The 24,476-nt window shown below is 69.6% G+C and carries 25 protein-coding genes and 1 tRNA gene; 14 read left to right on the forward strand and 12 right to left on the reverse strand.

Going from position 1 to position 24,476, the window contains the following annotated elements; all coding sequences use genetic code 11:
* Positions 1-4: 4 nt before the first annotated feature.
* On the reverse strand, positions 5-883 hold the full coding sequence (locus Q0L11_RS00195) for an ABC transporter ATP-binding protein (RefSeq protein WP_296594819.1): 879 nt from the start codon (positions 881-883) through the stop codon (positions 5-7).
* A 242-nt stretch (positions 884-1,125) separates the two neighbouring features.
* Here Q0L11_RS00195 and Q0L11_RS00200 point away from each other — a divergent pair, with 242 nt between their 5' ends.
* The gene (locus Q0L11_RS00200; RefSeq protein WP_296594820.1) at positions 1,126-1,662 is read left to right on the forward strand and encodes a hypothetical protein; all 537 of its coding nucleotides are present in this window, start codon (positions 1,126-1,128) and stop codon (positions 1,660-1,662) included.
* On the opposite strand, the gene Q0L11_RS00205 is transcribed toward Q0L11_RS00200, so the two are convergent.
* The 5 genes from Q0L11_RS00205 to sfsA all read right to left on the reverse strand — a co-directional run bounded on the left by Q0L11_RS00205 (position 1,659) and on the right by sfsA (position 6,599).
* Positions 1,659-1,979 (reverse strand): hypothetical protein, encoded by a 321-nt coding sequence (locus Q0L11_RS00205; protein WP_296594821.1) that lies wholly within the window; start codon positions 1,977-1,979, stop codon positions 1,659-1,661. The genes Q0L11_RS00200 and Q0L11_RS00205 overlap by 4 nt on opposite strands.
* Before the next feature lie 5 nt (positions 1,980-1,984).
* Entirely contained in the window at positions 1,985-3,622 is a 1,638-nt protein-coding gene (locus Q0L11_RS00210) for a hypothetical protein (protein WP_296594822.1), read from the reverse strand.
* 49 nt (positions 3,623-3,671) lie between these two features.
* Positions 3,672-4,490 (reverse strand): type I methionyl aminopeptidase, encoded by an 819-nt coding sequence (gene map, locus Q0L11_RS00215; protein ID WP_296594823.1) that lies wholly within the window; start codon positions 4,488-4,490, stop codon positions 3,672-3,674.
* A 77-nt stretch (positions 4,491-4,567) separates the two neighbouring features.
* Positions 4,568-5,731: an HWE histidine kinase domain-containing protein gene (locus Q0L11_RS00220; RefSeq protein WP_296594824.1), complete on the reverse strand. Its 1,164-nt coding sequence runs from the start codon at positions 5,729-5,731 to the stop codon at positions 4,568-4,570.
* 145 nt (positions 5,732-5,876) lie between these two features.
* Positions 5,877-6,599 (reverse strand): DNA/RNA nuclease SfsA, encoded by a 723-nt coding sequence (gene sfsA / locus Q0L11_RS00225; RefSeq protein WP_296594825.1) that lies wholly within the window; start codon positions 6,597-6,599, stop codon positions 5,877-5,879.
* Positions 6,600-6,653: 54 nt separating this feature from the next.
* On the opposite strand from sfsA, the gene Q0L11_RS00230 reads away from it, so the two are divergent.
* From Q0L11_RS00230 to Q0L11_RS00255, 6 genes are all read left to right on the forward strand, one after another.
* Complete coding sequence (locus tag Q0L11_RS00230; RefSeq protein ID WP_296594826.1) at positions 6,654-7,421, forward strand: competence/damage-inducible protein A; 768 nt, start codon at positions 6,654-6,656, stop codon at positions 7,419-7,421.
* 46 nt (positions 7,422-7,467) lie between these two features.
* Positions 7,468-7,731 carry a hypothetical protein gene (locus Q0L11_RS00235; protein WP_296594827.1) on the forward strand — a complete coding sequence of 88 codons (264 nt, stop codon included), beginning with the start codon at positions 7,468-7,470 and terminating at the stop codon, positions 7,729-7,731.
* A 49-nt stretch (positions 7,732-7,780) separates the two neighbouring features.
* Positions 7,781-8,059 (forward strand): hypothetical protein, encoded by a 279-nt coding sequence (locus Q0L11_RS00240; protein WP_296594828.1) that lies wholly within the window; start codon positions 7,781-7,783, stop codon positions 8,057-8,059.
* A gap of 106 nt (positions 8,060-8,165) precedes the next feature.
* Entirely contained in the window at positions 8,166-8,876 is a 711-nt protein-coding gene (locus tag Q0L11_RS00245; RefSeq protein WP_296594829.1) for a ParA family protein, read from the forward strand.
* A 158-nt stretch (positions 8,877-9,034) separates the two neighbouring features.
* Positions 9,035-10,246, forward strand: coding sequence for an efflux RND transporter periplasmic adaptor subunit (locus tag Q0L11_RS00250; protein WP_296594830.1), 1,212 nt, complete (start codon positions 9,035-9,037; stop codon positions 10,244-10,246).
* Positions 10,247-10,248: 2 nt separating this feature from the next.
* Entirely contained in the window at positions 10,249-13,440 is a 3,192-nt protein-coding gene (locus tag Q0L11_RS00255; RefSeq protein ID WP_296594831.1) for an efflux RND transporter permease subunit, read from the forward strand.
* 3 nt (positions 13,441-13,443) lie between these two features.
* Here Q0L11_RS00255 and Q0L11_RS00260 read toward each other — a convergent pair whose 3' ends face one another.
* Both Q0L11_RS00260 and Q0L11_RS00265 read right to left on the reverse strand, forming a co-directional pair.
* Entirely contained in the window at positions 13,444-14,376 is a 933-nt protein-coding gene (locus Q0L11_RS00260) for a phytanoyl-CoA dioxygenase family protein (RefSeq protein ID WP_296594832.1), read from the reverse strand.
* A complete protein-coding gene (locus tag Q0L11_RS00265; RefSeq protein ID WP_296594833.1) occupies positions 14,373-14,648 on the reverse strand; it encodes a hypothetical protein in 276 nt (91 codons plus the stop codon). The genes Q0L11_RS00260 and Q0L11_RS00265 overlap by 4 nt, the downstream gene beginning before the upstream one ends.
* Before the next feature lie 125 nt (positions 14,649-14,773).
* Between Q0L11_RS00265 and Q0L11_RS00270 the strand changes: the two genes are divergently transcribed.
* The 5 genes from Q0L11_RS00270 (at position 14,774) to Q0L11_RS00290 (ending at position 20,864) form a co-directional block, all read left to right on the forward strand.
* Positions 14,774-15,553 carry an SDR family oxidoreductase gene (locus Q0L11_RS00270; protein WP_296594834.1) on the forward strand — a complete coding sequence of 260 codons (780 nt, stop codon included), beginning with the start codon at positions 14,774-14,776 and terminating at the stop codon, positions 15,551-15,553.
* A gap of 10 nt (positions 15,554-15,563) precedes the next feature.
* Positions 15,564-16,358 (forward strand): enoyl-CoA hydratase/isomerase family protein, encoded by a 795-nt coding sequence (locus Q0L11_RS00275; protein WP_296594835.1) that lies wholly within the window; start codon positions 15,564-15,566, stop codon positions 16,356-16,358.
* A 72-nt stretch (positions 16,359-16,430) separates the two neighbouring features.
* Positions 16,431-16,868, forward strand: a complete 438-nt coding sequence (locus tag Q0L11_RS00280) for a DUF2214 family protein (RefSeq protein ID WP_296594836.1) — start codon at positions 16,431-16,433, stop codon at positions 16,866-16,868.
* A gap of 97 nt (positions 16,869-16,965) precedes the next feature.
* Entirely contained in the window at positions 16,966-19,371 is a 2,406-nt protein-coding gene (locus Q0L11_RS00285) for a TonB-dependent receptor (protein ID WP_296594837.1), read from the forward strand.
* A 200-nt stretch (positions 19,372-19,571) separates the two neighbouring features.
* A complete protein-coding gene (locus Q0L11_RS00290) occupies positions 19,572-20,864 on the forward strand; it encodes an HWE histidine kinase domain-containing protein (protein ID WP_296594849.1) in 1,293 nt (430 codons plus the stop codon).
* Positions 20,865-20,877: 13 nt separating this feature from the next.
* Here Q0L11_RS00290 and purU read toward each other — a convergent pair whose 3' ends face one another.
* A complete protein-coding gene (gene purU / locus Q0L11_RS00295) occupies positions 20,878-21,720 on the reverse strand; it encodes a formyltetrahydrofolate deformylase (protein ID WP_296594838.1) in 843 nt (280 codons plus the stop codon).
* A 71-nt stretch (positions 21,721-21,791) separates the two neighbouring features.
* On the opposite strand from purU, the gene Q0L11_RS00300 reads away from it, so the two are divergent.
* Positions 21,792-22,340 carry a hypothetical protein gene (locus Q0L11_RS00300; protein WP_296594839.1) on the forward strand — a complete coding sequence of 183 codons (549 nt, stop codon included), beginning with the start codon at positions 21,792-21,794 and terminating at the stop codon, positions 22,338-22,340.
* A 7-nt stretch (positions 22,341-22,347) separates the two neighbouring features.
* Here Q0L11_RS00300 and Q0L11_RS00305 read toward each other — a convergent pair whose 3' ends face one another.
* Both Q0L11_RS00305 and Q0L11_RS00310 read right to left on the reverse strand, forming a co-directional pair.
* A complete protein-coding gene (locus Q0L11_RS00305; RefSeq protein WP_296594840.1) occupies positions 22,348-23,031 on the reverse strand; it encodes a superoxide dismutase in 684 nt (227 codons plus the stop codon).
* A gap of 103 nt (positions 23,032-23,134) precedes the next feature.
* Positions 23,135-23,929, reverse strand: coding sequence for a glycine zipper domain-containing protein (locus tag Q0L11_RS00310; RefSeq protein ID WP_296594841.1), 795 nt, complete (start codon positions 23,927-23,929; stop codon positions 23,135-23,137).
* 138 nt (positions 23,930-24,067) lie between these two features.
* Here Q0L11_RS00310 and Q0L11_RS00315 point away from each other — a divergent pair.
* Positions 24,068-24,154: transfer RNA gene (locus Q0L11_RS00315), tRNA-Leu, on the forward strand.
* Positions 24,155-24,186: 32 nt separating this feature from the next.
* On the opposite strand, the gene Q0L11_RS00320 is transcribed toward Q0L11_RS00315, so the two are convergent.
* Positions 24,187-24,393, reverse strand: a complete 207-nt coding sequence (locus Q0L11_RS00320; protein WP_296594842.1) for a hypothetical protein — start codon at positions 24,391-24,393, stop codon at positions 24,187-24,189.
* Positions 24,394-24,476: the final 83 nt, after the last annotated feature.

Raw genomic sequence — 24,476 nt, forward strand, 5'->3', positions numbered from 1 at the left:
GCCGTCAGGCCGCGCGGCGCGAGGCGGCGAGGGTGGAGAAGTAGACGTCCTCCAGCCCGCCCTGGACCGGCTCGAAGCCGGCGCCGGGGGCCGTGTCGGCCAGTACGTGGATCACGGTGCGCCCGCCGGCGAGCCTCGTGGAGATCACCTGGTTGCGGGCGCGCTCCTCGTCGAGCTCGGCGCGGTCGATCACCTTCTTCCAGACACGGCCCGAGAGGCCCTTGATGAGCTCGGCCGGCGCGCCTTCCCGCAGGATCCGCCCGCCCGCGAGGACGGCCATGCGCGGGCAGAGGTCCGCCACGTCGTCGACGATGTGGGTGGACAGGATCACCACGACGTTCTCGCCGATCTCGGCCAGCAGGTTGAGGAAGCGGTTCCGCTCCTCGGGGTCGAGTCCGGCGGTGGGCTCGTCGACGATGATGAGGCCGGGGCGGCCAATCAGCGCCTGGGCGATCCCGAAGCGCTGGCGCATGCCGCCCGAATAGCCGGCCACCGCCTTCTTGCGCACGTCCCACAGGTTCACCTGCTGCAGCAGGGTCTCGACCGTATCCTTGCGCTCGGCCTTGTGGGCGACGCCCTTGAGGACGGCCATGTGGTCGAGCAGGTCCAGCGCGGAGACGCGGGGGTAGACGCCGAAATCCTGCGGCAGGTAGCCCAGGGTGCGGCGCAGCTTCTCTGGCTCGGCAATCACGTCGATGTCGCCGAACCGGATTTCGCCGCCGGTGGGCGTCTGCAGCGTGGCGATGGTGCGCATCAGCGTCGACTTGCCGGCGCCGTTGGGGCCCAAAAGCCCGAACATGCCCTTGCCGATCTCCAGATCGACTCCGTCCAGCGCGCGCGTCCCGTTCGGATAGACGTGCGTCAAACCCTTGATGGAAAGCATGACCCTCTGACTTCCACCCCCGTCCCTCAGGCGAAGCTGCCCCGCGCGGGAGCGGGCGGCAAGTGAGGGATGTGTAACGAAGCGCGGTGACGGGGTTACGTAACATTTCGGCGCGTTCGCGACGGGTCCTGACTCCGGTTTGACCGTCGGCGGCCGCAGGCGCCGTGTCGCGCGCACCCGTGCGACTTGGCGTTGCAGGGCGGCGGGGATCATGGTCGTCTTCGGCCACGAGGAGGCTGGCCATGCCCGATCCGTCCGCCGATGCGCCGCGCAGCGGCATGAGCCCTGCCGCCTGGGGGGCGATCAGCGCGATCGCCGTCGCCGCGATCGGCGCGGTGGTGACGCTGACGACGAACTGGTGGCAGCGCTCGCCGCCGAAGGCCGAGGCGCGTCCGGCCGCGGCGGTGGCGGCAGCCACAGATCCAGAGGCGGCGCCGGCGCCTGGATTGGCCGACCCGGCTCGCTGGGCGGGGGCATGGAGCGGCGCCTTCGACGAAGATGGGCAGCGGCGGCGGATCGAGCTCTCCGTGACGCCAGGATGCGCCAAGGGGAAAGCCTGCGGGACGATCCGTGTGCCCCACGTCCCCTGCACCGGCGAGATCACCCTGGCGGACGTGCGGCCGGAGGGCGCCGAGTTCCGCGTCGAGCGCTTCAAGCCGGGCAGCGCGGCGGCGTGTGAGCCGGGCGCGGGCGAGGTGTTTCGCGAGACGCCCGAGGGGGCGCTGGCCTACACGGCGACCTATTCCGGCGCCACGGGCGTCCTGACGAGAGCCGACTAGTCCGTGAACAGCGAGCCCTCAGCGACGCTGAAATGGTCGACGCTCGCGGGACGGTCCAGCAGGAACCGGTCGTCCTCGGGATAGTAGCGGGCCCGCTGGTAGTCCTCGCCGGCAAAGGCCCGGATCACCTCCAGGTCGCGCCACCAGGACAAGGTCGTGACCTCACTGGTCCCGTCGCCGAGCGCGCGGAACAGCATCTGCCAGCCGAGGTTGCCGGGCGTAGAGCGATAGTCGGCGCCGCCCGTGGCCGCGATATAGTCGCGGTACCCCGGCTCGTCGGCCGTACGGATGCGGCCGGTCCATCTGCGCAGGATCATTCCTTCTAAGTGAGGTCGAGCGGGACCTTCGCCAAGTCGCCCTGCCAGGATTTGCGCGCTTCGGCCCGGTACTCGGCGGCCTTCGCCTTGTCGGCCTGGGCCAGGATGCGCAGGGCCAGGGCGTCGTGCGGCCATTCCGCGAGACTGGCGCGGGCCGCCGCCACGGCCTCCGTGGGCTTGCCGGCCTTGAGGTAGGCGGCGGCCAGGCTGCGCCGGACCGGGTACCACCACGGCGGCGGGTCGAAGTTCTTCGGGACCGGGAAGGCCTTCTCTTGGGCCAGGGCGGCGCGCTCGAAGTGGGCCGCCGCCTCGGCCGGCCGGCGCTCTGCCATGGCGGCGCGCCCCAGCAGGACGCCGTGCGCGATCTCGGCCACATCCATCTCCCCGCCCAGGTCGGCAGGCATGGCGCCCTCGGCGCGGATCGCCGCGATCGCGGCCGCCTCGCGCCGGACCCCCGTGGCGTCGCGTCGGGCCGCCAGGGCCTCGCCGCGGGCGTAGTGGCGATAGATCGCCAGCATGCGCGGCTCGTCCTTGAGCGCGCCGACCGCCAGCGCGCGGTCGGGATCGAAGCGGGCGAGGGCCACCAGGCTGCGGGCCCGGGACAGCGTGCGGTTCCGGTCGGGCGCGGCCTTGGGGAAGGTGCGCTCGGCATGCTCGGCGTATTTCAGCGCCAGGGGCCCGTCGCCCGCCATCAGGGCGCCGCTGAGGCCGAACAGGTAGTTGTGCAAGTAGTACCGCTGGGCCAGGGCGCCGGTCTGGGCCATGCCGACCTGGGTCTCGGCGTCGACCTTCAGCGCGCGGGCGTTGTTGAGCGCGACGTCCTCGTAGTGGCCGACCCGCATCATGGTGTGGGTGCCCATGTGGACGAGATGGCCCGCGCCGGGCGACAGGTCGGCGAGCCGCTCGGCGTAGGGTAGGGCGAGGCCCGCCTTCCCCGCGAACTCGGTGGCGTGGATGTAGTAGTGGATGGCGGCGCTGTCGTCGGGATTGCGCGCCAGCACCATCTCCGCGATCTCGATGGATCGCGGCACGCCGGAATAGTCGTCCTGGCGGGCCGGGATGATGAGGACGTGGGCGGCCAGGTTGGCCAGCATGTCGTCCCTGGGATCTGCGCGGACCATTGCGTCGAGGGCGTGGCCGAACGCCTGCTCGCGGCCCTCCTTGGGCGCCTCAGGGCCGTAGCGGAGCTGCAGGGCCTGGGCGAGGCCCTTGGCGCGGACGTCGCCCGGCTTGGCCAGCTCCTCGGCGCGCTTGGCCAGCTTCAGCGCATCGACCGTCTCTGCCGGCGTGATGCCGGTGTTGAGCGTCGGACCCAGCGAGAGCGCGACGCCCGAGGCGCAGAGGCTGCACGTCTGGTCGGCGGCCCAGGCGCGCGCGAACGCAGCCTTCGCCTCGTCGTGCGAGAAGGCGTGGTAGAGGCGCAGGCCCTGGTTGAACCAGGCTGCGGCCTCGGGATTGCCGTCGACCTTGAAGGTGGCCGGACCGAAGCCCGGCAGCATGACCCCCGCGGCGGCGCCCGCGGTAGGTGTGGCTGCGGTCTCCGCGCCGCAGATGAAGCCCACCCCCAGCAGGCTGGCGTCGCCGCCGATGGCGGAGGGCGTGGCGGCCAGCATGGCCGTGCTGAGGGCAAGGACGAGCTTCATGGCGCGGAGCATCGCCCCGCCCGTCGCGAACGTCCAGACGCTGAGGCTTCTAAGCGCTCTGGATCGGGGGCTTGAACTGGCCGGTCGGCGAGAGCGTGAAGATCTCCACGCCGTCCTCGGTGACGCCGCACGAGTGCTCGCATTGGGCCGACAGCGACTTGTCGCGGGTGACCGCCGTCCAGCCGTCGGACAGCAGCTTCACCGGGTGCTTCCCGAGGTTCACCATCGGCTCGATCGTGAAGAACATGCCGGGCTTCAGAACCTCGCCCGAGCCCTTCTGCCCGAAGTGCAGGATGTTGGGCGCGTCGTGAAACACCTTGCCCAGGCCGTGGCCGCAGAAGTCGCGGACGACCGAGCAGCGCATGCTCTCGACGTACTGTTGGATGGCCGCGCCGATGTCGCCGGTGCGCTGGCCGGGTTTCACTTGGGCCAAGCCCTTTTCGAGCGCCTCGTAGGTGACGTCGACCAGCCGCTTGGCGCGCGGGGCGACGGCGCCGACGCCGTACATCCGCGAGGTGTCCCCGTGCCAGCCGTCGACGATGACGGTGACGTCGATATTGACGATGTCGCCCTCGCGCAGGACGCGCTCGCCGGGGATGCCGTGGCAGACGATGTGGTTCGGGCTGATGCAGACCGTCTTGGTGTAGCCGCGATAGCCCAGGCAGGCGGGCAGGGCGCCGTTGTCGAGGATGAACTCGCGGGCCAGGGTGTCGAGGTGGTCGGTGACCACGCCCGGGACGACGTGCGGCGTCAGCATGTCGAGGCATTCGGCGGCCAGGCGGCCGGCCTTGCGCATGCCTTCGAAGCCCGCGGCGTCGTGCAGCTTGATCTGGCCGGTGCGGTATTCGCCGTCGAGTGTGTCGGTCATGGGATGCTCCGGCCGCCTATGTCGCAATCATAGCAACGAAGTTCAATGGCGATGGACGTCCGGCCGCAGGCGCGGAGCTAGTTCGGCAACGGGAACAGCGCTTCCGGGTCGTCCACGGGCGCTGGCGCGTCGATCGTGCACACCAGGCCCTGGGACGGGAAGCTCAGGCGCACCTGGCCCTTGAGTTCGGCGGAGAGCCCGCGTTCCAGCAGGCGCGAGCCGAAGCCGCGCCGGGCGGGCTCGGCCACCTCCGGGCCACCGCTTTCGCGCCAGGTAAGACGCAGCCGCGGGCCCTCGGCGCTGGCTTCCAGGGTCCAGTCGACCGCCACATGCCCGGTTTCAGCCTTCAGCGCCCCGTACTTGGCGGCGTTGGTGCAGAGTTCGTGGACGGCGAGGGCGAAAGCCACGGCCGACTTGGGCGGCATGGTCGTGGCCGGGCCGCTCACGCGGAAGCGCGCCGCCCCGGCGCCCTGGGCGAAGGGCCGGATGGTGCGCTCGACCAGTTCGCGCAGGTCGACCGAGCGCCATTCCGCCTCGGTCATCAGCACGTGGGCGCCGGCCAGGGCCATCAGCCGGCCGTCGAAATCCTCGCGCGCGTCGGCGGTGGCGCGGTCGGCGCGCAGCGTCTGGGCCGACAGGCTCTGGACGATGGCCATCGTGTTCTTCACGCGATGGTTCAGCTCGTTGACCAGGAGTTGGCGGTGGTCGAGCTCGGCCTGCAGCGAGCCCATCAGGTCGATGTTCTGCAGCGCCGTCGCCATGCAACTGGCCAGTGCCGCCATGCTGGAGATCTCGTCGGCCGACGCCGTGCGCACCTCCCGCCAGTAGGCGCCGAGCGCGCCGAACGGCTCGGGCTCGCCCACCGGCGTCATGATCAGGCTATGCACGCCGGTCGGCCTATAGGCTTCGTGCGGGACGCGGTCGTCGACGTAGATGTCGGGAATCACGAGCTGGCTGCGGTTGAGCATCGCCCAGCCCGAGACGCAGGATTCCAGCGGGAAGCGCTGGCCCATCCACAGCGGGACCTCGCTGTCCTCGGCGATGTAGTGGCAGCGGTCGCCATCGCGCAGCACGATGGCCACGCCCAGCGAGCCGGCGATCTCGCGGGCCGCCCGGCGGGTGATGTCGATGATCGCGCCGTGGGTGCGGGCCGCGCTCAGGTCCTTCACGGCGCGCGAGAGGCGCTCGAACCGCCAGTTCCCCGCGCGGGGTGCGGGATCGTTAACCGTGAATTCTGACAAATCACTACCCCGAGTTGGGGCGAGACTAGCCATCGCCTGCGCTCCTGTCATGCCGCAGGATTGTGCCGGACGGGGTTACGGCCGGTTGAAATTCCGAGATGCGGCAAGCGGTTGCGACGGCATGTCGCGCCCGTCCGGGTTGTGGTCAAGCCGCGGTTGCGAGGTTCGCTCCGGTCCACGACACGCGGTCGGCCAAGGTGACCTGCCGGGGCGTGATCACGCAGCGGTAGGCCAGGACCTCGACCCCCGCGGCGGCCGCGTCGTCGAGGCCGCGGGCGTAGGCGGGGTCCAGTTCGGCGCAGGCCGAGAAGGCGTCACAGTCGGTCCGCTGGATCACGAACAGCATTACGGCCCGCTCGCCGGCCCGGACCATGGCCGAGAGCTCGCGCAGATGTTTGAGCGAGCGGGCGGCCACGCAGTCCGGGAACTCGGCGAGGGTCCCGGCGCGGCGCAGGTGGCAGTTCTTGATCTCAAGCCAGCAGGGCGGGCGGTCGGGATGCTCGAGGAGGAAGTCGACCCGGCTGTTCTCGCCGTAGCGGACCTCGCGGCGGTGGGTGGCGTAGCCGGTGAGTTCGGGGATGGCGTCGGCGGCCAGCGCCTCTGCGGCGATGCGGTTGGGATGCAAGGTGTTGATGCCGACGAGGCCGCCGTCGGCCTCGACCAGTTCCAGGGTGTGCGCGAGCTTGCGCTTCGGATCGTCCGACTTCGACAGCCAGGCCGGCAGCCCGGGCGTGTTCAAACCCAGCATCGCGCCCGGATTGGGGCAGTGGGCGGTGATCTCGCGCCCGTCGTCCATCACAACGTCGGCGAAGAAGCGCTTGTAGCGGCTGACGAGCGTTCCGCGCTCCAGTGGTTGCGGGAAGTCCATGGAAGGCTTTAGTCCGGTGGCGAAGGCAGGCTGATGTAGGCGAGGGACCGGCGGATGGCGAGCGGCGAGGACGATCGGGTCACCTGCGCGGTGCTGATCATCGGGGACGAGATCCTCTCGGGGCGCACCCAGGACACGAACCTGCGCGACATCGCCCGCTACCTCAATGTTATTGGCGTCGACCTGGCCGAGGCGCGGACGGTGCCGGACGTGCAGCAGGAGATCGTGGACGCGCTGAACGCGCTGCGGAGCCGGTACGACTATGTCATCACCACGGGCGGGATCGGCCCAACGCACGACGACATCACCGCAGACGCGGTGGCCGCCGCCTTCGGGGTGGAAATCCGAGAGCACCCCGAGATCATCGCCATGATGGAGGCCCGCTGGGGCGACCAGCTCAACGCCGCGCGCCGCCGGATGGCCCGCGTGCCGGTGGGCGGCGACCTGGTGAAGAACCCGGTGCAGGGACCGCCCGGCTTCACGATCGGCAACGTCTTCACCCTGGCCGGGGTGCCGCAGATCATGCGCGGGATGCTGGAGGACGTCGGGCCGCGGATGCGAGGCGGGCGGCCGACGGTGTCGCGGACGGTGCGGGTGGAGGGCTCGGGCGAGGGCGTGATCGCCGAGCCGCTGGAGGCCGTGGCCAAGGCCCACCCCGACATGTCGCTGGGCAGCTATCCGTTCTTCAACGCGGACGGCTACGGCTCGAACTTGGTGATCCGGGGCCGGGACCCCGAGCAACTCACGGCGGTCGTCGCCGAACTGGTCGCCGCGTTGCGACGAGCGGGCATCGACAATGTCCGGGAGGTGGAGGTAGCGTAACAACTATAGGTCACTTGATTTCCACGGCTCGCAAGGAGTGCGCCGAATGATTTCCGCCGTGTTCGCAGTCGCCGTGCTGGCCGCCGCCGCCGATCCTGCCGCGCCCGCCGCGACGAACGCCGCGCCGCCGGCCAAGGAAGCCAAGTCGGGCGCCGCGCCCGACGGCATGGTCTGCAAGAAGGAGCCCGTGCTGGGCAGCCGGATGAAGCAGCGCATCTGCATGACCCAGGCCGAGTGGGACCAGCGCAAGGCTTCGGCCCGTGACGACCTCGACGCGGCCCAGCGAAACCGCCCGTTGCAGAGCAACTGACGTCGCCGGCGCCCGCCGCGAAGGATTGGGGCAGACGGGGAGCCTTGCCATGATCGCCGCCCTTCTTTCCACAAACCTTCTGGCGACTGCTGTCCTGGCCGCGGCGGCGCCGCCCGCCGAACCGACCACCGTTGCGCCGGCGGTCGCCGTGGCGCCCGCGAAGAAGGCGAAGCCGGAGCCTGGCGACACGGTCTGCAAGCGGGAGTCGGTTCTGGGTAGCCGGATGAAGCAGCGGGTCTGCATGACCCAGGCCGACTGGGACGCCCGCCGCACCAGCGCACGCGACGAGCTGGACAAGGCCCAGACCAACATGCCCGCGCCCAAGTAGCGGCATTTCGTCCACAGCACGGCTCTTCCGGCTGTGGATAAGTTGTGCATTAGTTGACGGCTGGAGGGCGGGCGAGCCGCGCGCCCGTCATCGCGCGGGGGCGCCCGTGAAGACTCTGGCCGTGATGTCCCGCAAGGGCGGGGCGGGCAAGACCACCGTGGCGGTCAACCTGACGCTTGCCGCGCGGGCCATGGGCGTGCGGGCGGTCCTGGCAGACGCCGACCCGATGCGCAGCGCCTGCGAAGTGCTCAAGGGGCGGGACGAGGCGCCGGGCCTGTTGTTCGAGACCAGCGCGTCGAAGCTGTTCGCCCTGACCGAGGCGTGCCGGCGCTCCGGCGTGGACCTTCTGGTGATCGATACGCCGGCGGCGCCGGAGGCCGACGTGGCCGAGGCCGTGAAGGTGGCCGACCTCTGCGTCGCCGTTGCGCGGCCCACCTACCTGGACCTTGCGGCCGCGGTGCTTTCGGTGGCGGTGATCCAGCGCCTGGGCCGAGAGGGGCTGATCGCGCTGAACCAGTGCCCTCCGACACGGGCGGGCGTGGAGCCGCCCGCGGTCGTCAAGGCGTTTGAGGCGCTGCGTTTCGCGAACCTGCCTGTCGCGCCGACGGCGATCCGCTCGCGGCTGGTCTACCAGACGGCGTTCGCCCGGGCCCGCTCGGTGCTGGAAATCGATTCCGGCGGCGCGGCGGCGCAGGAGGTGCGGGCGCTGTTCGGCGACATCTGGCGGCGGCTGAACGGCGAGCGTCCCGCGGCGGCGGCCAGCGCGAACGACGACCTGCGCCGTGGGATGCGCCTGGGCTTGGCGCCCACCGCCTGAGTCGTCGCCAAAGATGTGGACAATGCGGCTCGGATCCCGTCGTCGCGGGGCGTGGGGCTGGACAAGTTGCCGCAGCGTCACCAGCTAAGTCGCGACGGCCGCTGATGGGGCGGCCCGGCGCGAGGGCTGCGCGCCGTATCTGCGACAAGGAGTTGGGCATGTCGGGAGCGGTCCGGTGGGCCGTGGGGGCCCTCGTTCTTCCCCTGCTGGTGTCTTGCGGCGCGAAGACGGCCGATGGGCCGCCGCCGGCGACGCCGGTCACGGTGTCGGCGCCCCTGACGCGCCAGATCATCGACTGGGACGAGTTCGTGGGGCGCTTCGAGGCGATCCAGCAGGTCGAGGTGCGCCCGCGCGTCTCCGGCTACGTCCAGCAGGTGGCGTTCCGCGACGGCGACCTCGTGAAGAAGGGCCAGTTGCTCTTCGTGATCGATCCGCGGCCGTACGAGGCGGCGCTGGCGCAGGCGCGCGCCGACCAGGCCAGCGCCGAGGCCCAGGCGGCCAACGCACGCGTTGAGCTGGAGCGGGCCAGGACGCTGCTCGACAAGGGGTTCCTCTCCAAGTCGGCCTATGACGCGCGGCTGGCCACGCAGCGCTCGGCCGACGCCGCCGTCACCGCGGCCAAGGCGCAGGTCCAGGCCCGCCAACTGGATGTCGGCTTCACCCGCATCACTTCGCCGATCTCGGGCCGGGTCTCTGACCATCGGGTCGACGTCGGAAACCTGGTCGCCGCCGCCGGGACCGAGGCCACGCTGCTGACCACCGTGGTCTCCTTGGACCCGATCCACTTCACCTTCACGGGCTCGGAGGCGGTCTATCTGAAGTATCAGCGGGCCAACGAGGCCGGCACTCGGACCAGCTCGCGCTACGCCTCGAACCCCGTGGACATCCAGCTCCAGGACGAGACCGGCTACAACTGGCACGGCCGGATGGACTTCGTGGACAACGCCCTGGACATCGGCTCGGGGACGATCCGCGGCCGGGCGGTGGTGGCCAATCCGGACCTGCTGCTGACGCCCGGGATGTACGGGCGCATGCGGCTGCTGGGCTCGGGAGCCTACACGGCCCTCCTCGTGCCTGACGCCGCGGTGCTCGCCGACCAGTCGGACAAGGTGGTGCTGGTCGCCGGCAAGGACGACACGGTCCAGCCGCGACGGGTGACGCTGGGCCCCATCGTCGACGGCCTCCGGGTGGTGCGCTCGGGCCTGCAGGCGGGCGACCGGGTGATCATCGACGGCCAGGCGCGCGTGCGCCCCGGCATGAAGGTCGCGCCCAAGGCCGGCCGCATCGTCAGCGCCGCGCCCACCGCGCCGCAGCCGCGGGTGCTGGAGCAGCCCTCGGCCCAGGCCACGAACGCCGGCGGCGCGCAGTAGCCATGCGGTTCTCGCGCTTCTTCATCGACCGGCCCGTCTTCGCGGCGGTGATCTCGGTCATCATCATCCTGGTGGGCGCTTTCGCCTATCCGGCGCTGCCGATCGCGCAGTATCCGGAGATCGCGCCGCCGACGATCACGGTGACCGCGACCTATCCCGGCGCCTCGGCCGAGGTGATCGCCGACACGGTGGCCACGCCGCTGGAGCAGGAGATCAACGGCGTCGAGGACATGCTCTACATGTCCTCGTCGTCAACGTCGGACGGGCTGTTGACGGTCACCCTGACCTTCAAGCTGGGCACCGATCTGAACAACGCCCAGGTGCTGGTGCAGAACCGGGTGGCCTCGGCCGAGCCCCGGCTGCCCGAGGAGGTGCGCCGCCTGGGCGTGGTGACGCGCAAGGCCTCGCCCGACCTCCTGATGGTGATCCACCTCTATTCGCCGGACGGTTCGCGCAGCCCCGACTACATCTCGAACTACGCCCTGCTGCAGGTGCGCGACCGGCTCGCGCGCCTTGAGGGGGTGGGCGACGCGCGGATCTTCGGCGCGCGCGACTATGCGATGCGGATCTGGATCGACCCCGACAAGGCGGCGGCCCACCAGCTTACCGCGGGCGAGATCGTCTCGACCCTGCGGGCCCAGAACGTGCAGGTGGCGGCCGGGGCGGTGGGCCAGGCGCCGTTCAGCGCCGCCGGCTCGGCCTTCGAGCTCAACGTCAACACGCAGGGCCGGCTCACCGACCCGGCGCAGTTCTCGAACATCGTCCTTAAGAACGACGCAGGCGGCCGCATCGTGCGGGTCAGCGACGTGGCGCGGGTGGAGCTGGGCGCGCAGGACTATCGGGTCAACGCCTACCTCGACCGCGGCCAGAAGGCGGTGGCCATCGGCATCAGCCAGCGCCCTGGCTCGAATGCGCTGGCGACCGCCGACAGCGTGCTGAAGACCATGCAGGAACTCGGGCCCAACTTCCCGCCCGGCCTGAAGTACACGGTCATCTACAACCCCACCGAATACGTCGCCGAGTCGATCAAGGAGGTCCGCAAGACCCTGTTCGAGGCGGTGGTTCTGGTGGTGCTGGTGGTCATCGTCTTCCTGCAAACCTGGCGGGCGGCGATCATCCCGGTGCTGGCCATCCCGGTCTCGCTGATCGGCGCCTTCGCGGTCATGGCGGGCTTCGGCGCCTCGCTGAACAACCTGTCGCTGTTCGGGCTGGTGCTGGCCATCGGGATCGTGGTCGACGACGCCATCGTCGTGGTCGAGAACGTCGAGCGGAACCTCGCGGCGGGCATGAGCCCGAGAGAGGCGGCATACCGGACCATGGAGGAGGTGGGCGGCGCGCTGATCGCCATCGCCCTCGTTCTGGTGGCGGTGTTCGTGCCGACCGCGTTCATCAGCGGCATCTCGGGCCAGTTCTACAAGCAGTTCGCCCTGACCATCGCCAGCGCGACGGTGATTTCGTGCCTGGTCTCGCTGACGCTCTCGCCGGCTATGGCGGCACTGGTGCTGCGCCGGCATCCCGAGCACCCCGAGCCGGCCAAGGGCTGGCGGCGGCCGTTCCAGCTCTTCGGACAGAAGTTCAACGAGGTGTTCGCCGTCCTCAGCGAGCGCTACGGCCGGCTCACGGCGGTCACCGTGCGGCGCGGGGCGATCATGCTGGCCATCTACGCCGTGCTGCTGGCGGTCACGGGCTGGCGCTTCTCGGCCACGCCGACCGGCTTCATTCCGGCCCAGGACCAGGGCTACTTCATCGCGGTGGTGCAACTGCCGCCGGGCTCGTCGCTGGCGCGGACCGACGCGGTGGTGAAGAGGGTGGTGGACACCGCCATGGCCACCAAGGGGGTGGAGCACGCCGCGGCCTTCGTCGGCCTGGACGGCACGACCTTCACCAACGCCCCCAACGCGGGGACGATCTTCCTGCCGCTGACGCCCTTCCACGAGCGTGGCAAGGCGGGGATCAAGGCCCAGGCGGTGCTGGACGACCTGCGCGGCAAGCTGGGGCACCTCCAGGGCGCGAACGTGCTGGTGATCCAGCCGCCCCCCGTTGCGGGGATCGGCACCGGCGGCGGCTGGAAGCTGATGATCGAGGACCGGCAGGGCAAGGGCTACCGCGCGCTGGAGCAGGCCACGGTCGACATGATGATGCAGGGCAACCAGCAGCAGGAGCTGACCTCGGTCTTCACCCTGTTCAACACCTCGACACCGAGGCTGTGGGCCGAGATCGACCGCGATAAGGCCCAGATGGCCGGCGTGCCGCCCGAGCGCGTGTTCGAGACGCTGAGCGTCTATCTCGGCTCGGCGTTCGTGAACGACTTCAACTACCTGGGTCGGACCTATCGGGTGACGGCGCAGGCGGACGCGCCGTACCGCGACGAGGCCTCGGACATCGCGCGGCTGCAGACCCGTTCCCTGTCCGGCCAGATGGTGCCGCTGGGGTCGGTAGCGACGATCCGCGACGACAGCGGGCCGTATCGGGTGGTGCGCTACAACCTTTATCCCGCGGCCGAACTGCAGGGCGACACGAAGCCCGAGTTCTCGTCGGGGCAGGCGCTGGACCGGGTCGAGGACCTGGCGAAGGCGCGGCTGCCCGAGGGCTTCGGCTACGAGTGGACCGAACTGGCCTACCAGCAGAAGACGGCGGGCAACACCGGGGCGATCGCGTTCGGCCTGGCCGTGGTGTTCGTCTTCCTGCTGCTCGCGGCGCAGTACGAGAGCGTGACCCTGCCGCTGGCGATCATCCTGATCGTGCCCATGTGCCTGCTGGCGGCGATCCTGGGCGTGAACCTGCGCGGGTTCGACAACAACATTCTGACTCAGATCGGGCTGGTGGTGCTGATCGGGCTGGCGGCCAAGAACGCCATCCTGATCGTCGAGTTCGCCAAGCAGGCGGAGGAGCGGGGGCTCAGCCGCTGGGACGCGGCGGTGGAGGCGGCGCACACCCGCCTGCGCCCGATCCTCATGACCTCGTTCGCCTTCATCCTGGGCGTGCTGCCCCTGGTGATCGCGAGCGGGCCGGGCGCGGAGATGCGTCAGGCGCTCGGGACCGCGGTGTTCTTCGGGATGATCGGCGTGACAGCTTTCGGCCTGTTGTTCACTCCGGCCTTCTACGTCATGTGCCGCTTCATCTCGGACCGCCTGTGGAAGCCGCAGGAGTGCGAGGCGCTGAAAGCCGAGGGCGGAGAGCAGCCGGCAGAGTAGGCGTCAAGCCTCGGCCAGGTTCTCTACGCGGGTCAGCCAGTAGTCGGCGTCGTAGCTCGGGTCACCGGTCAGGTAGCGCCAGAGCTTCACGCGGTTGAGCAGTTCGAGGCGGCCGGTGTCGTCCTCGAACCAGGGCTCGGGCGTCATCAGGATCTGCTCGACGCTGCGCGGCTGGGGCCCCTTGAGGTAGAAGATCGGCCGCTGGCCGGCCGGGCTTTCCAGGGTGGAGACGTCGAACATCCGCACCTGGGATCGGCTGGGGTTCATGCGGATCTTGAACATCGTCCGCGTGCGGTCCGAAAGGTTCACGCCGCCGCCGTGCCAGACGCCCGAGTGGAGGAAGAGCAACGTCCCGGCCTCGCAGACCATGTGCTGCTGGCCGCGGATGTTCTGGTAGCGGCCGAGCGCCGCCTCGCTGACCTTGCGCAGGTGGGTCCCTGGGACGAAGCGCGTGCCGCCCATCTCCCGCGTCACCGCGTGCGGGTAGTACATGATCTGCACGTCGAAGGCCTGGCGTGGGTCGATCGTCGAGTCCTGGTGCGTGTGCTGGCTGACGTTCTCTCCGCCGCCGGCCTCGTGGTAGGCGGGCGGGAAGGTCACGTGCAGGAAGTGGTGATCGAAGGTGGGGTCTTCACCCACTAGGCTGCGGATCGCGCCCGCCACCACCGGCAGCTCCAGCAGCCGCGCCAGCGCCGAGCCCTGGGGATAGGTCCGGGCGAGCGGGGTTCCCGCGCCGACTTCGGGAATGCCGGCCTGCGCGAGCAACTGACCGTAGGCCGCGCGCAGCTTGCGGCCCGGCTGCGGCTGGGCGATCTCGCCCACCTCGGCGAGGAACTGGGCGTTGATCTCGTCGGGCACGACCGCGTCCATCCGCAGGAAGCCGCGGGCGGCGAAGCGGGCCATGTCGTGCGCATCGAGCAGGGGCAGGTCGCTCACGGGTTCACCTCCACGAGCTGTTCGAACCAGAATTCGTATTTCAGGTAGCTGACGTCGAATTCGGACCCGCGCGAATGCGGCAGGAGCTGCGAGGCCTGGAACAGCCGCCAGCCGTCCTTCAGCGCGTCGAGGCCGGTGCGGTAGGGCGGCTCCTCGGCGTCGCCGGCCATGTGCCGCGTCTCGCCCGTGCCGTCGTAGCGGCTCCAGCCCACCACGGCGGAATCCAGCGCCGAATTGGACGTGTAGAGCACCAGCACCTTCTGCCGCCGCATCCCGCTCCCCGTGTTTTTCTTTGAGGTTGGCACGAAGAGCCGGCCCGCGGAAAGGCCCGCCGCGCCTTGACCGACGCAGGGGCGCCCTAGAGAACTCACGCGCAAACAAGCGGAGGACTTTCAGGATGGCGTTCAAACCCTTCGACCTGACCGGCAAGGTCGCACTGGTGACCGGCGGCAACGGCGGGATCGGCCTGGGCATGGCCGAAGGGCTGGCGGCCGCGGGCGCCAAGGTCGCGATCTGGGGGCAGAATCCGGAGAAGAACGCCAAGGCCGAGGCGGCGCTGAAGGCCTACGGCGGCGAGGTGCTGGCCCAGAAGGTGGACGTGGCGGACGAGGCGGCGATCGTGGCCGCGGTCGCCGAGGTGATCGCCAAGCTGGGTCGCCTGGACTTCGTGGCCGCCAACGCCGGCATCGGCGGCGGCGCGCCGTTCGACCAGATGACCACCGAGAAGTGGCGCCGCGTCACAACGGTCAACCTGGACGCCGTGTTCTGGACCTTCCGCGAGGCGGCCAAGCACATGCTGGAGCGCGCGAACAATGGCGATCTGGGCGGCTCGCTGGTGGTGACGTCGTCCACCTCGGCCATCCACGGCGCGCCGCGGAACCAGGCCTACGCCTCGACCAAGGGTGCGGTGCTGTCGATGGTGCGCGGCTTGGCGGTCGAGTACGCGCGCTACGGCATCCGGGCCAACTCGATCCTGCCGGGCTGGATCGCCACCGACATGACCTCGGGCCTGCAAAGCAGCGACAAGTTCAACGAGAAGGCCATCGGCCGCGTGCCCATGCGCCGCTGGGGCGAGGGCGAGGACTTCGCCGGCATCGCGGTCTATCTGGCGTCGGACGCCTCGCGCTTCCACACCGGCGACAGCTTCGTCATCGACGGCGGCTACACCATTTTCTGAGGACCGAGCCATGGCCGACCGCTACGCGCAGTACCAGAGACTGAAGTTCGAGCGGCCGGCCGACGGCGTGCTCAGGATCGTCATGAGCAACCCAGGCAAGCTCAACGCCACCGACCAGCAGATGCACTGGGAGCTGGCCGAGATCTGGCGGACCCTCGACGACGATCCGGACGTCCGCTGCGCCATCCTGACGGGGGAGGGGAACGCCTTCTCGGCCGGGGGCGACTTCGAGATGATCCAGAAGATCGTCGACGACTTCGAGATGCGGGTCCGCATTTTCAAAGAGGCCCGCGACATCGTCTACAACGTCATCAACTGCTCCAAGCCCGTGGTTAGCGCCATGCGCGGCCCGGCGGTGGGAGCGGGGCTGGTCTGCGGCCTGCTGGCCGACGTCTCGATCGTGACGCCCGACGCCAAGATCATCGACGGCCACACGCGGCTGGGCGTGGCGGCGGGGGACCACGCGGCGATCGTCTGGCCGCTGCTGTGCGGCATGGCCAAGGCGAAGTACTACCTGTTGACGTGCGACCCACTGAACGGCGCGGAAGCCGAGCGGATCGGGCTGGTCTCCTTGTGCGTGCCGGACGACGAACTGGACGCCAGGGCGCTGGCGGTGGCGACCAAGCTAGCGAGCGGCGCGCAGCAGGCGATCCGCTGGACGAAACTCTCGCTCAACAACTGGCTGCGGTCCGCCGGCCCGGCCTTCGACGCCTCGGCGGCGCTGGAGATGCTGGGCTTCACGGGGCCCGAGGCGCGGGAAGGCCTCCTCTCGCACCAGGAGAAGCGCAAGCCGAAGTTCGTTTGACGTGAGAGCGCGTCTCGGGGCTTGACGTTGGGATTTACAGCGTAAATATAAAGGGCGCCATCGGAGGCCGCTATGCTCGATCTCGTCCTCGCCATCGCCCACCACATCCTGGTCTTCGGCCTTTTCGGCATCCTGTTCGCCGAGCTGATGCTGGTGCGGCCGGGGATCGACCTGCCGACGATCCAGCGGGTGGGGCGGATCGACCTGGCCTACGGCGCCCTGGCTGGCCTGATCATCGTGGTAGGGTTCGCCCGGGCCGGCATGGCGGCGAAGGGCTGGGACTACTACGCCCACAACGGCTTCTTCTGGGCGAAGATCGGGGTGTTCCTGCTGGTGGGCCTGCTGTCGGTCCCGCCGACCATCGCCCTCATCCGCTGGCGCCGCAGCGGCGTTGCGCCCACCGACCAGCAGGTGAAGGGCGTTCGCCGCTTCATCCATTATGAGGCCGCGCTCTTCGCGCTGCTGCCCGCCTTCGCCGCAGCCATGGCGCGCGGCTACGGCCAGTTCTAGCGGGGCGCGTTCTCCGTCTTGGAAATTTAACACCCGCGTCAGAAACACGTCGCGGAACTGGCCCACAGCCACGCCCCAACGAAACGAGGGGTGTGGCATGCGGTTTGTGGGTCTGAAGGCGCAGCTTTGCGCCACGGCGGCGTTCGGCCTGGTGGCGGCGATGGCGGGAACGGCCTTCGCGGCCGAGGCCGCCGCCGAGGGGACGCTCGACGAGGTCGTGGTCACCGGCACCCGCGATGTGGGCCGCACCGCCTTCACCACCTTGGTCCCCGTCGACGTGCTGACCGCGGAGGCGATCCAGTCCTCGGCGACCGCCCAGCTCGGAGAGAACCTGGCCCAGCAACTGCCGTCGTTCATCGTCCAGAAGCTGCCGACGTCGGACGGGCTGCAATTTGTCCGCCCGGCGACCCTGCGCAACCTGTCGCCCGACCAGACGCTGGTGCTGGTGAACGGCAAGCGCTTCCATCGCTCGGCCTTCCTGGGCTCACGCGGGGCGCAGGGGCCGGACCTGGCCCAGATCCCCAGCTTCTCGGTGGGTCGAATGGAGGTGCTGCGCGACGGCGCCTCGGCCCAGTACGGCTCGGACGCCATCGCCGGGGTGATCAACATCCTGCTGGACGACAAGGCCGGCTACGCCGCGTTCGGCCAGGCCGGGCAGTTCTACGAGGGTGACGGCGCGACGTTCCGCGTGGGCGCCAAGGCCGGCTGGGCGATCGGCGACGGCGGCCACCTGAACGCGACCGTCGAATGGTCGGACGCCGACTTCACCTCGCGCAGCCGCCAGCGGCCGGACGCCATCGCCTTCGCCGCCGCGAACCCGAGCGTGAAGATCGACAACCCAGTCCAGCGCTGGGGCAACCCGGACCTCAAGACCTACTCCGGTGCGATCAACGCCGCGCTGCCGCTGGGCGAGGTGGCCGAGGCCTACGCCTTCGGGACCTATACGAAGACCGACGGGATCAACGACATCAACTGGCGCAATCCCTCGGCCAACCCAGCGATCTTCAACGTCACCGCCGCGTTCCCGGGCTTCAACCTGCGCACCATCTACCCGGGCGGCTTCACGCCTCGCGAGGGCATCCATGGCCGCGACGTGCAGGCCGTGGCCGGCGTGCGCCACGCCGAGGACGAGCGGTTCACCTGGGACGTCAGCGCCTCGTACGGCAGGAACGCCAGCCGCTTCTTCCTGAAGAACTCGATCAACGCCTCGCTGGGGCCGAACAGCCCGTTCGACTTCGACCTGGGCCGGCTGGTGCAGGAAGAGGTCAACGTCAACGCCGACGGCGTCTACCGCCTGCCGCTCGAGGGACTGGCGGAGCCGCTGAACATCGCCTTCGGCGCCGAGCACCGGACCGAGACCTACAAGATCGAGACCGGCGACCCGGCCTCCTACGCCGTGGGTCCGGGCGCGAACTTCGGCCTCGCGCCGAACTCCAACGGCTTCCCGGGCTTCAGCCCGCAGCAGGCCGGCAAGTGGGACCAGAAGAGCTACGCCGCCTACGTCGACGTCGAGGCGCAGGTCACCGATCGCTGGAGCCTGGGCGGCGCCGTCCGCTACGAGGACTTTTCGGAATTCGGCGACACGACGAACTTCAAGCTGGCCAGTCGCTTCGAGGTGACCGCGGGCCTCGCGGTCCGAGCCTCGTACTCGACCGGCTTCCGTGCGCCGACGCCGGGTCAGCTCAACTCCACCAGCACGTCGCAGGGCCTGGACACCGTGACGCTGCAGCTCTTCCAGTCGGGCCGCCTGTCGCCGACCAATCCCGTGGCCGTGTTCCTCGGCGCCAAACCACTGGAGCCGGAAGAGTCCAAGACGCTCACCGGCGGCGTGATCTGGAAGACCGACGTGGGCCTGTCGGGCTCTATCGACGCCTACCAGATCGACGTGGACAAGCGCTTCAGCACCTCGGCGACGGTGACCGTAACCCCGGCGATCCGGGCGCAGCTCGTCGCCCTGGGCGTGCCCGGCGCCGCGGCCTTTACCTCGATCAACTGGTTCACCAACGACTTCGACACCCGCACCCGCGGCGTGGACGTGGTGGTGACCTACAACCGCGACGTCGGCCCGGGCCAACTGACGCTGACCGGAGCCTACAACTACAACGAGACCGAGGTGACCTCCGGCGCCCTCGGCACCAACCCGACCCAGCGCCGGCTGTTCGAGACCTCGCGGCCGAAGAACAACCTGACCGCCTCGGCCAACTACCGGTTCGGCGCCTTCGAGCTGTTGGGCCGCGCCCGCTACTACGGCAAGTGGACGGACAGCACCGGCAACGCGACCGGCGAGATTTTCCAGGATTTCGGGGCGATCACGTTCTTCGACCTATCGGCTACCTGGCGGGCGAGCGACAACATCTCGGTGCGGGTGGGCGCGGAGAACGTCTTCGACAAGTACCCCGACGAAGCGGTCTTCCAGGCCAGCCGCGGCCTCGTCTACTCGCGCAACTCGCCGTACGACACCAACGGCGGCCAGTACTACGCGCGCGTGGACTTGAAGTTCTGACGCCGACGACGGCCGGCGGAGACGCCAAACTCGTCGCGGCTTGAGGCCGAGCGCGGCGGGTTTGGAATTTCAGCGTTATCGCGGCACAGTGCCCAGGCACTGAGGGATTGCAGGCGGTGGCTGAAGATCGGAGTCCGGATCGCCCGCCGGCCGACGCTGGGGAGAACCTGTTCGGCTCGCTGCTTGAGACCACCGGGATCATGGCCGGTGTTCTCGAGCTCCGGGGTGATGATTTCGCCTATGTGATGGCCAATCGGAATCTCGCGGGTGTGTTCGGTCTGACGCCGGCCGACATCGCGGGGAAGACGGGCCGAGAACTTGGCCTGAGCGAGGCCGATCTGCATGAAGGGATGCAGATCCTGCGCGCCACGCTCGCCAGCGGCGAAATCAGCCACGTCGAGCATCCGCGCACGATCGCCGGCGAGCGCGCCTGGTTCTATGTCACGATGGCGCCGGTCGCCGGCCGACAGCGGATCTCGTTCGCCTCCGTGGACATCACCGCGCGGAAAGCGGCGGAGCTGGAGGCCGAGCGCCAAAGGACGCGCCTGGCGATGGCCCTGGAGGCCACCGCCCTTGGCCTCTGGGAATATAATCTGAAGACGCTGGACGCGGAGTGGGACGACCGCACCCTCAGCTTCTTTGGCCTGTCGCCAGGCGAGAAGCCGAGCTTCAAACTCTATCGGCAGCGCCTGCACCCCGACGACCGAGACCGGACAATCAAGGCCTACGACGAGGCTATCGACGGCGCCAATGGCGGCAGGTTCCTCATCGAGCACCGGATCGTGGGGGCGGACGGCGCGGTTCGCTGGCTCCGCAACACGGGGCGCGTCGTGTTCGACGACGACGTGGCGATCCGGATGTTGGGAACAGCGCTGGACATCACCCCGGAGGTCGAAGCCCAGGATCGCCAGAAGCTCCTGATGGCCGAGTTGAACCACCGGGTGAAGAACAACCTCGCCACCGTCCAATCGATCGCCGTGCAGACGGCGCGACGGTCGCGCGACATGGACGACTTCCTCGACAAGTTCGAAGGCCGCCTCGGGGCGCTGGCGCGGACGCATGACGTGCTGACCCAGAACGCCTGGACGCAGGCCGGGCTTGGGGCGCTGATCCGGCGCGAACTGGCGAGCTTCGCCGACCGCGTGCGGATTTCAGGACCGCCGGTGGAGCTGCCGGCGCCCCAGGCGCTCGCCTTGGGCCTCATCACCCACGAACTGGCGACCAACGCAGCGAAGTACGGCGCCTTCCGCGGCGAAGGCGCCGTCTCCGTCACTTGGACGGAGCCCGAGCCGGGGGTGGTGCGGCTGGTCTGGGAGGAAGCCGGCGCGGGCGCCACCGAACCCGGCGAGACCGAGGGCTTTGGCATGAAGCTGATCCGCCGACTCACCGCGGGCGACCTGCGTGGCTCTCACAAGGTCGAATATCTTGCGAGCGGCCTGCGGGTGGAGATCGTGTTCCCCGTCGAACGCGCGACCGGTCCCCTCAGCCCCTAAGGCCAAGCAGGCGTCAGTCGGTGAAGACCACGGTCTTGCGTCCGTTCAGGAGCACGCGGTCTTCGATGTGCCAACGGACGGCGCGGGCCAGTACGCGGCGCTCGATGTCGCGCCCCTTGCGGATCAGGTTGGCGGGGGTGTCGCGGTGGCTGATGCGCTCGACGTCCTGCTCGATGATCGGGCCCTCGTCGAGGTCGGCGGTGACGTAGTGGGCCGTGGCGCCGATCACCTTCACGCCCCGGGCATGCGCCTGGTGGTAGGGCCGCGCGCCCTTGAAGCTCGGCAGGAACGAGTGGTGGATGTTGATCGCCCGCCCGGCGAGCGCCCGGCACAGGTCGTCGGACAGCACCTGCATGTAGCGCGCGAGCACGACCAGCTCGGTCCCGGTCTCCTGGATGAGTTTCCAGAGCTGGGCTTCCTGCTGGGGCTTGGTCTCGGCGGTGACCGGCAGGTGACGGAAAGCGATGCCCTGCAGGTCGGTGTGCGGGTAGGTGGAGGCCGGATGGTTCGAGACCACCGCACTGATGTCCATCGGCAGCTCGCCCTGCCGCCAGCGCCAGATCAGGTCGGCCAGGCAGTGGTCCTGCTGCGAGGCCAGGATCATTACCTTACGGCGTTCCTTGCGGTCCCGCAGGGCCCAGGTCATGGCGTACTCGGCGGCGAGTGGCTCGAACGTCTCGCGCCAGGCGTCGGCGCCGGCATCGCCCGGATCGAACACCACCCGCATGAAGAAGCGGCCGGTCTCCTGGTCGTCGTACTGCTGCGCGTCGAGGATGTTGGCGCCGCGCTCGAAGAGCAGGGCCGAGACGCGCGCCACAATGCCGGGGCGGTCGTCGCAGGAAAGGGTGAGGATCATCGCGGGCTGGGCTTGGCGCGGCGAGGCTGTAAGGTCAAGTTTCCGTCGGGGGACGCTCAGGAGCTCAAGTCATGCGAGCCACAACCTATCTGGCCATCGGCGCGATCCTGGCGCCCGCGCCGGCCTACATTCCCAGTGTGGCGAGCGCCCAGTCGCGCAGCCCCGCGGACGCCTGCAGCCGGGAGATCACCTACGAGGTGCAGGACCGATATCCGCAGGCGCGCGGTGTGCGCTTCACCTCGACGAACGTCAGCGACAGCGGGCGCAACGAGGCGCGGGTCACCGGCAAGGGCGAGTTCGACGATCGCAACGGCGGAGAGTCCCGCTTCAGCTTCGGGTGCACCTATAGCTATCGGTCCGGCCACGCGTACGACCTCGACGTCAGCGAGGTCTCGCACAAGAGCAAGGACAATACCGCTGCGATCGCCGGCCTGGTCCTGGGGGCCATTGTGGTCGGCGCGCTGGTCGCGGGCTCCAAGGACAAGGATCGCGACGACGACTGGAACCGGCACGAGGTCTGGAGCCCGGCCGACGGCGTTCGCTGTGTCGCCCGCGAACGCGCCTGCTACAAGAACGGGCGCTACTCTGAAAAGTGGACCCGGCGGATCTTCTACCGCTAGGTCGCCGCTACGCGGTCGGACGCGGGGCCTCGCCCTTGCCGGCGTCGGTCCCGCCGCCTCTTGGCGCGGGATAGCGGAAGCCCTCGCCGCTGCCGTTCGCAGCGGCCAGTTGGGCGGCGGCGAAGTCCCAGTTGGCGATGTTGTCGAACCAGCGCTCCAGGAACGCCTTCCGGTCATTCTTGTAGTCCAGGTAGTAGGCGTGCTCCCACAGGTCGCAAACCAGGAGCGGGAAGACGCCCTCGCGGACAAGGGTGTCGTCGGCGTCGTGGGTCGAGATCACCTTCAGGCCGTCCGAGCCGGTGACGATCCAGACCCAGCCCGACGCAAAGTGGTTGGCGCCCTCGTCCACGAAGGCGGCCTTGAGCGCGGCGAGGTCACCGAACCCCTGGCGGATCGCGTTTTGCAGATCGCCCGCGGCCGCCGCCCCGCCGGGCGGGCGCATGCTCTCCCAGAAGAAGGCGTGGTTCCAGGCCTGGGCGGCGTTGTTGAACAGCTTCTTGTCGCCGGCCTTCTGCGCTTCGCGCACGACGTCCTCGAGCGCTCGTCCCGCAAGCCCCGCCTTGGCCGCCAGGTCGTTCGTTTTGTCGACGTAGGTCTTGTGGTGCTTGTCGTGGTGCGTATGCAGCGTGTCGGACGACACGAACGGGGCCAACGCATCGTAGCCGTAGGGCAGGTCGGGGAGGGCGTACATCGGGGATCCTCGCTTGGGCGGGCGGCAGAGCTCTACCGGCTCAACCACCTGCCGAAGGAGGCGTTCCCGAAGAACGGCGGAAGATTTTCGCCGCTTCCCGTCCCTAGACCGCTGTGAGCTTCCAACCGCCTGAGCCGTCGCGGCAGGCGTTGAACCGTTCGCGGTAGCTGGGCTGGCCACGCTCGTTCACCGTTTGCTCGACCAGCTTGCAGCCGCCGTCCAGGCCCGCGTCCGCCGGCCGGGCCACCGAGCGGGACACATAACCCTGGATCAGGCCGTCTTCGACGATGGCCAGCCAGCCGCCGGCCACCACGCCCGCCACCTCGAACTCTTCGTCGGCCCGCAGCCGGTCGACGACGGCGGCGTTGCTGCTTGGGGCGGCGCGCACGTTGATCCGACCGTTGGCGGCATAGGTTCCACCCGCACTGCTCGCGCGCACGGCCGGCGTGACGCCCTCGGCGAAGCGCCAGCGGCCGGGATAGCCGCCGCCCGACCCGCCATCGCCCGGGGCGGCCGGGCCCAGCACCACGATCCGCCCGCTGGAGCCGGTGTTCGGGTCCGACCAGCTCTGGGCCTTGCCCGTGTCGAGCGCGCGCTGGAAGGCCTGGCGCGCGTCCTGTTGCGCCTTGCGGTCCATGCGACAGCCGATGCTGTTGCCGATGGCCGCGCCGACGCCGGCGCCGATCACTGCGCCGAGGGCGCGCTCATTCTTGCTCACCTGGCTGCCAGCCAGCGCGCCGACCAGTCCGCCAACCACGGCGCCCGTCGTGTTCGCGGAGCCTTGCGCGTCGCAGGAGAACAGCGATCCCAGGCCACGGCTCTGCGCGTGGGCGCCGCCCGACATCGCTACGCCCATGGCCAGCGCGGCTACGGCGGCGGTGATCTTCAGTCGGTTCATCTCGCGTCCTCCCAGGATTCGAATGCGCCATCATGCCCCGCCAATGTCGGCAAGGCCACGCTTCGACAGTTCAGGAAGTCGCGAGGTCCGCGAACGGGTGGACGCGTGCGGCGCAAACGTCGTACGCCCCAGGACCAAGCGGGCGTGGCGAAATTGGTAGACGCAGCGGACTTAAAATCCGCTTCTGGAAACAGAGTGCCGGTTCGAGCCCGGCCGCCCGCACCAGCGCCGGCGGATCGCCCCCGCCGGCGACTTGGCTAGCCGCGGTAGGGGATCGGAGAGATCGGCCCGAACAGCAGAAGCAGCAGGACGAAGAGCAGGACGGCCACTAGGGCGAAGATGGCGAGGCCGCCGCCGCGGGGACGCGCCGCGGCGGGGCCCAAGCGTTCCGACGCGAGGCTGGGCGGCACCTCGCGTCGGGCGTCGTCGGGCGGAATCTCGTGGAGCGGGTCGGTCGGCGTCATCGGCGGTCCGTCGCGGTGCGGGGCTTTTGGGGCGGTCCCGCCGAAAAAGCTTGCGGCAAGGCGGGCGGTTCCGAAAGACGCAT

This window comes from Phenylobacterium sp. (genome assembly GCF_024508875.1).
Taxonomy (GTDB): Bacteria; Pseudomonadota; Alphaproteobacteria; order Caulobacterales; family Caulobacteraceae; genus Phenylobacterium.

Coding starts and splice junctions, on each gene's coding strand:
- Q0L11_RS00195 (WP_296594819.1), bottom strand. CDS start 883: ATGCTTTCCATCAAGGGTTTGACGCACGTCTATCCGAACGGGACGCGC.
- Q0L11_RS00200 (WP_296594820.1), top strand. CDS start 1,126: ATGCCCGATCCGTCCGCCGATGCGCCGCGCAGCGGCATGAGCCCTGCC.
- Q0L11_RS00205 (WP_296594821.1), bottom strand. CDS start 1,979: ATGATCCTGCGCAGATGGACCGGCCGCATCCGTACGGCCGACGAGCCG.
- Q0L11_RS00210 (WP_296594822.1), bottom strand. CDS start 3,622: ATGAAGCTCGTCCTTGCCCTCAGCACGGCCATGCTGGCCGCCACGCCC.
- map (WP_296594823.1), bottom strand. CDS start 4,490: ATGACCGACACACTCGACGGCGAATACCGCACCGGCCAGATCAAGCTG.
- sfsA (WP_296594825.1), bottom strand. CDS start 6,599: ATGGACTTCCCGCAACCACTGGAGCGCGGAACGCTCGTCAGCCGCTAC.
- Q0L11_RS00230 (WP_296594826.1), top strand. CDS start 6,654: ATGGCGAGCGGCGAGGACGATCGGGTCACCTGCGCGGTGCTGATCATC.
- Q0L11_RS00235 (WP_296594827.1), top strand. CDS start 7,468: ATGATTTCCGCCGTGTTCGCAGTCGCCGTGCTGGCCGCCGCCGCCGAT.
- Q0L11_RS00240 (WP_296594828.1), top strand. CDS start 7,781: ATGATCGCCGCCCTTCTTTCCACAAACCTTCTGGCGACTGCTGTCCTG.
- Q0L11_RS00250 (WP_296594830.1), top strand. CDS start 9,035: ATGTCGGGAGCGGTCCGGTGGGCCGTGGGGGCCCTCGTTCTTCCCCTG.
- Q0L11_RS00255 (WP_296594831.1), top strand. CDS start 10,249: ATGCGGTTCTCGCGCTTCTTCATCGACCGGCCCGTCTTCGCGGCGGTG.
- Q0L11_RS00265 (WP_296594833.1), bottom strand. CDS start 14,648: ATGCGGCGGCAGAAGGTGCTGGTGCTCTACACGTCCAATTCGGCGCTG.
- Q0L11_RS00270 (WP_296594834.1), top strand. CDS start 14,774: ATGGCGTTCAAACCCTTCGACCTGACCGGCAAGGTCGCACTGGTGACC.
- Q0L11_RS00275 (WP_296594835.1), top strand. CDS start 15,564: ATGGCCGACCGCTACGCGCAGTACCAGAGACTGAAGTTCGAGCGGCCG.
- Q0L11_RS00280 (WP_296594836.1), top strand. CDS start 16,431: ATGCTCGATCTCGTCCTCGCCATCGCCCACCACATCCTGGTCTTCGGC.
- Q0L11_RS00285 (WP_296594837.1), top strand. CDS start 16,966: ATGCGGTTTGTGGGTCTGAAGGCGCAGCTTTGCGCCACGGCGGCGTTC.
- Q0L11_RS00290 (WP_296594849.1), top strand. CDS start 19,572: ATGGCCGGTGTTCTCGAGCTCCGGGGTGATGATTTCGCCTATGTGATG.
- purU (WP_296594838.1), bottom strand. CDS start 21,720: ATGATCCTCACCCTTTCCTGCGACGACCGCCCCGGCATTGTGGCGCGC.
- Q0L11_RS00300 (WP_296594839.1), top strand. CDS start 21,792: ATGCGAGCCACAACCTATCTGGCCATCGGCGCGATCCTGGCGCCCGCG.
- Q0L11_RS00305 (WP_296594840.1), bottom strand. CDS start 23,031: ATGTACGCCCTCCCCGACCTGCCCTACGGCTACGATGCGTTGGCCCCG.
- Q0L11_RS00310 (WP_296594841.1), bottom strand. CDS start 23,929: ATGAACCGACTGAAGATCACCGCCGCCGTAGCCGCGCTGGCCATGGGC.
- Q0L11_RS00320 (WP_296594842.1), bottom strand. CDS start 24,393: ATGACGCCGACCGACCCGCTCCACGAGATTCCGCCCGACGACGCCCGA.